The organism is Thiocystis minor, from assembly GCF_016653465.1.
Lineage (GTDB): Bacteria > Pseudomonadota > Gammaproteobacteria > Chromatiales > Chromatiaceae > Chromatium > Chromatium minus.
This window is the reverse complement of sequence record NZ_NHSQ01000036.1, coordinates 1-5,386: the sequence shown is the minus strand read 5'-3', so window position 1 is coordinate 5,386 and position 5,386 is coordinate 1. Positions and strand designations below refer to the sequence as shown.

7 protein-coding genes are annotated in these 5,386 nt (G+C 65.2%); all 7 read right to left on the bottom strand.

Annotated elements, in window-relative coordinates:
- The coding region (locus CCR95_RS03045; protein ID WP_242523027.1) for a cysteine peptidase family C39 domain-containing protein at positions 1-788 on the bottom strand (788 nt) is incomplete at its 3' end.
- A 166-nt stretch (positions 789-954) separates the two neighbouring features.
- On the bottom strand, positions 955-2,232 hold the full coding sequence (locus CCR95_RS03040; RefSeq protein ID WP_201091739.1) for an NHLP bacteriocin system secretion protein: 1,278 nt from the start codon (positions 2,230-2,232) through the stop codon (positions 955-957).
- 7 nt (positions 2,233-2,239) lie between these two features.
- Positions 2,240-3,031, bottom strand: a complete 792-nt coding sequence (locus tag CCR95_RS26250) for a SagB family peptide dehydrogenase (protein WP_420825642.1) — start codon at positions 3,029-3,031, stop codon at positions 2,240-2,242.
- 44 nt (positions 3,032-3,075) lie between these two features.
- Positions 3,076-3,792, bottom strand: a 717-nt coding sequence (locus CCR95_RS03030) for a hypothetical protein (RefSeq protein ID WP_207188497.1), incomplete at its 3' end; no start/stop codon positions are given.
- Positions 3,782-4,189 (bottom strand): toxin-antitoxin system TumE family protein, encoded by a 408-nt coding sequence (locus CCR95_RS03025; protein WP_201091734.1) that lies wholly within the window; start codon positions 4,187-4,189, stop codon positions 3,782-3,784. The genes CCR95_RS03030 and CCR95_RS03025, both read right to left, overlap by 11 nt.
- Positions 4,155-4,439: a hypothetical protein gene (locus CCR95_RS03020; RefSeq protein ID WP_201091733.1), complete on the bottom strand. Its 285-nt coding sequence runs from the start codon at positions 4,437-4,439 to the stop codon at positions 4,155-4,157. The genes CCR95_RS03025 and CCR95_RS03020 overlap by 35 nt, the downstream gene beginning before the upstream one ends.
- Before the next feature lie 39 nt (positions 4,440-4,478).
- A partial coding sequence (locus tag CCR95_RS03015) for a YcaO-like family protein (protein WP_201091732.1) occupies positions 4,479-5,386 on the bottom strand: 908 nt, incomplete at its 5' end.

Here is a 5,386-nt window from a genome sequence, read left to right as displayed (position 1 = left end):
CGGCTGCTCACCATGCCGGCGTAGCGTTGCACGAAAAAGGGCACCGGCAGACGCAAGACATGCCAGACCAGCCGCGTCGAGAGGACGACGGACAGCCGCGCGCCGATCCGGGCGACCAGCGTCAGCCTGAGATAAGAGAGTAGCGCGAGCAGCGGCACCGTCACCGCGAGTACCGCCAGCAGTGGATAGACCCAGGCATCGAGCCGGCCGATCAGGATCTTGTCCAGATAGATCCGCTGCAGGGCCGGCATTAGCATCATGAAGACCGCCATCAGTGCGCCGGCGAGCAGCACCAGCGCGATTGGGCGCAGGGTGGTGCGGGTCATCTCGAACAGTCGCGGCAGCAGCGGCTGTGGTCGCCCGCCGGGCTGGAAATCCGGTCCGGGCGTGAAGGCCAGCAGGATGCCGGAGAAAAAGCCGTCGAATTCCTCGCCGCTCAGCACCCGGCGCCCGCTCGCCGGATCGTTGATCCGAAACCCCTGTTTGACGACCCCCTCGAACACCACGAAGTGGTTCATGTTGACGAAGAGAATGGCCGGCACTGGCAGATTCGCCAACTCGGCGGGCTCGCGCCGCTGCCCCTTCGCCTCCATCCCCAGTGAGCGCGCGGCCTTCAGCAGATTGACCGCCTTGCTGCCATCGCGCGAGACCCCGCAGAGCACCCGCAGTTCCTCCAGCGGCAGCCAGCGCCCGTGATAGGCCAGCACCATGGCGAGCGCGGCGGCGCCGCACTCCAGCGCCTCCATCTGCAGGATGGTCGGGGTCTTGACCGGACGGCTGCGCTTCATTCTAAATCCGGAAATTGGAACCACAAAGGCGCAAAGGACGCAAAGAAAAACAAGGCTTTGAAATACTCATGATATTTACCAAGGGGCAAATGTCGTCATGGACACAAGGAACTGAAACCCTTTGCGTTCTTTGTGTTCTTTGCGGTTCAAAGGATCTTTACCAGATTCATCGTGTCGCGGCCCGATACCAGCCGAAGACATGATCGAAGACCGGGAACAGCAGGCTGATCAGGTGGGTGCGTCCGACCACCACCTCGGTCTGGGTCAGGATGCCCGGCTGGATGCTGACCGCCGGCCCCTTGCCGGACGACCAGACATAGCCGCTCGGGTTGACCGGGCTTGGGCGCAGCTCGACCTCGATCTCCAGCGGCGGGCCGGCGGCCAGGATCTTGTCCACCAGCACATCGTTGCGCAGCCGGTTCATCAAACTGGCCCGGTTCGAGGGCAGCTCCGCGACCCGGATCACGGTGCCGAGCAGATAGCCGTCGAGTTCACGCTTGACGATCGAGAGCGCGACCCGCGCCTCCATGCCGGTCTGGATGCGCTTGCCGTCGGCGGCGGGCACGAAGGCCATCGCCTTGACGCCGCGCGGATTGCCCTCAACCGAGGACAGCAGATGCGCGATCGCCTGCCCTGGGGTCAGCGGATCGCCCTCGCTGACGCTGACCTCGACCACCAGACCGGCCGCCGGCGCCCTCGCCAGACGGTCGCGTTCATACTCCCGGCGCAGATTCTCGGCCTGATCGCGCAGCAGGTCCGCCTGCATCCGGGCCTGATCGAGTTCTCGGCGCTGTTGATTGCGCGTCGTCTCGTGCTGCACCTCCAGCTCCGTCACCTGGTTGCGGATCGTGTGCATGTTGTCTTCCAGATCGCCAAGCCGCGCCTGGCTTTCGATCAGCGATTCGGTCGAGATCGCGCCCTTTTCGCGCAATTTCGACATGCCCTCGTTGAGCTTGAGCAGGATCTGGTGCTGCGCCTCCAGACTCGCCAGATGCTCCCGATAGGCGCGCAGCAGACGCGTCTCCTGTTCATCGGACAGTCGCCATTGCGTCTCGTTGGAGCGCTGGAGCGCGTCCTGATAGTGGCGGGACTGTTCGGCCTCCGTGACGGCGCTTTGCCATTGATCGAGCAGGTCGGGGCGTCGGATCTCGGCCACCGGCGCATCCTTTTCGACGACATCGCCCGGTCGCACCAGCAGGCGCTCGACCCAGCCGGTATCGGGCGAGGTTACGACCCCGACGCCAGCAGTCGAGAGCAGCACGCCCTCGCCGCCAACCCGCTCGGGCGCGGTGGCGAGGATGCTCCAGAGGACACCGGCGAGCGTCACCGCCGCGACCAGACTCAGACCCAGAACGTGCATGGGCCGGACGATCTCCAGCGACCGATCCAGCTCATCCGGGTCCGTGACTTTGGCGAGCGCGGCCTGGCGAAAGAGCATGTTCATCAGAATTTCAAAATGGTTCCGGCGGCCCCGACAGGGCGAACTCACCCACCGAGGTTTCCTCATGATAACGGGTTCCAGCGGCGGCGGCGAACCGCTCCGAGTCACCCGCCCCAAGCGCGCAGGGGGCGAGTCCCAGCGCCGTGGCGACCAGATAGAGCTGCTGATACATCACCCCGACATGCTTGAGGATAGCCGCATAGGCCATGCTCTCGTATTTCCAGGCCATGCGCGCGAAGCGCGCAGCCAGGGTGATGAGCACATCCGGCGGGATCTCCATCGCGGCGGCGCGCATGGCGTCGTTCACCAGCCCCTGGGTCGCGGCGCCCGGCGCGGCGATCCACTCCAGCTCGTGCGCGCCGGGGTCATAGCGATAGAGCGCCGGCTCCAGGCCCGTGCAACGGGTGACGGTCAGATAGAGTTCCAACTCGTGCATGGCACCGCCGCCGGACACCGGCCGGAGGCTTGACCCGTACTGACGGGGATCGTCCGGATTGGCCGGACGGTGGATCTGTACCCGCGCGACATGCCAGAGCAGGGTGCCGAGTTGCTCCAGGGTCAGCGGCTGGGCGCCGCCCTGACGGATCGAGCGGCGCGACTCGACCACCGCGAAGAACGCCGGACCCACGCCGGCAGGATCGGGTCTCGGCAGCACCGCCCGCCTCCCCGGACCCGGTGGCTTGAGGGCCGGCGCATGGGGCAGTGCGTCGACAAAGCGGAAGGTGCCGCCAAGCGGCGCGTCGTGGCGTCCCATCCGGCTGCGCGCATGGAACAGCAGGTCATGGGGCTCCCACTGACGCAGCGCCGGGTCGCGGTCCTCCGGGATGAGGCCCGCGTCATCGCAGNGAATGTGCCGCCAAGCGGCGCGTCGTGGCGTCCCATCCGGCTGCGCGCATGGAACAGCAGGTCATGGGGCTCCCACTGACGCAGCGCCGGGTCGCGGTCCTCCGGGATGAGGCCCGCGTCATCGCAGGCGAAAACGGCCTGAAGACTCATCAGCAATTGAATGAGTCCCGCCGCCGTGACCGGTGTCAGCTCGGGCAAGTCCGCCGCCAGCGTCGCCGCCGTCTGCGGACTCGCCAGCACACCCAGAACGGCAGCCAGACGCCCGTCATGCAGGCGCAGACGGGCGTGGCCCAGCGGACATTCGATCAGCGTGTGCTCGCCGTCGCGGCGCAGTGTCGCGAAGCGCGACAGCCGATAAGACGCCGCCGGATCGGCCTCCAGCGTCGCCAGCCGAAAGGCCGGGGTCATCGGCTCCAGGGTCGCCAGGCGCTGTCCCTCCTGAACCAGGCCATAGGACAGCAGTCCGCGCTGTTCCAGGCGATTCAGCAGGTAATACAGCGTCGCGCCCGCGACGTCCGGCTCGGCCGCCTGAGCGCGCGCGATCAGATCATCGGCCAACCCACCGGTCTCGGCCAGCGCTTGCAGCAGGGTGCGCGCCGCCGGACCGGGCGCGCGATGGCGCAACGCCGACTCCACGCCTCGGGCGATCAACCAGTCCTCACCCTCGGTGAGGAGACGAGCGCCAGGGCAGAGGCGCAGGTGGAAATTAGAATTCATCGCGATGAGTGTCCGGAGGGATTTTGATCGACAAGGCAATCTCTTCAAGAACCAGCGCCAGTTCAGCGCCCCTGGAAGGCATCACGGTGACGTCTTGATTCCTGGCAACATGCTTGTGGTGTGGAAAGGTGGCGACTTCTGGCCAGTGCGTTGCATTGTCCCAGCGAATGATCAGATCCCCTTCTTGAGTTTGCCATTGATAGGCATATTTCAGCAGGCGTCCGTCGATGACCATCTGTCGGATGCGGAGCTGACTTCCGTCCACAAAAATTATCTGCGCCTTCAGTCTGAAGTCTTCACCTTCCCGGTCGAAATTCGTGACCGTCCAGGATTGGACAATGGCGCTGTATTGCTCGATCAGATCAATCAACATGCCGCAGCGCGCCCAGTTTTTCATGCCATCCGCGCAACGCGCGATCGGCAAACTCCCAATCCAGCAGGTCGTCATCGGCCGCGAAATCTTCCTGGTTTTTCATGGCGAGCATGCGCCGCTGGAAGGCGTCGAACGGCTCGGCATATTTGGCCTCGAAGAGCGCACACTCCGTCTCGTACCGACTGATCTTGGAGAGTGCGAGCAAGATGAGATGCTCTTTGAGCACCTGCGATTCAGTCTCGCCAGCCTGTTTCAGCATGTCCGCAACCGTCATTCTTGCGCACCTGATTCGTTGACGCGCCTCGAGCGCGGTTCAAAAAAAGATCGGAATCGGATTGAGTTCATCCTCGGTCAACGCCCGTTCCAGCCAGCCCATGGCCACCGGCACCTCGTACAACCGCCCCGGCCCGAAGCGCGCCCAGAAATGGCGCAGCCCCGGCACGATCACCTTGACGACCGGCATCCTGACATCGGCGCGGGTCTGATCCAGCACCAGCACCTCCATTCCGCGCGCTTCGACGATGGCGCGGCAGGTCGCGATGTCCGCGAGCAGATCGCCGCTGTGACGCTTGGGAAAATCCGCCAGCGCGCGGGGCGGCGTGGCCGGATCGGGGGCCAGATAGGGCTGATTGTCCAGGGTCGCCGTGGTCAGCCAGTACAGCGTCTCGGCATCCTCGATGGCCAGTTCGCCCGCCTCCTGGCCATCGCTTGCCAGACCCAGCATCTGGTTCATCTCGGCGAAGGCGCGTTGCAGCGCGATCCGCGCATCCAGATGACACCCCAGACCGAACAGCAGGCGCTCCTGGGGTCCGTCGCGCCGTCGCGACACCGCGACGAAGGCCGGAATCCCCAGATCGCTGGTGACATCCAGCGCCCAGGTGTCGCGCCCGAGTCCGTCGTAATAGTCGGCCAGATCCAGCAGATAGGGCTCGCCGAAGCTCGCGATCTCGACGCCCGGCACGCGCCGCCGGTTGTACCACCAGAGCGCCACCGCATCGCGCTCGACCAGTTCGAACAAGCCCTGCAACACCGCCTCCTCCAGGTTATTGCCCGAGGCGTTGCCGTTGGAGCAACCCATGGCGAAGAAGCGGTCACAGTCCGCGCTGGCCGGCGAGGCGTAATAGAGCAACTGGGTCGGCAGGTATTTGTACCCTTCCTGCGTCAGCGACCACACCGGCGTCCAGTCGATCGGCAGGGTCTCGTCGAGCGGTTCGGGGACGC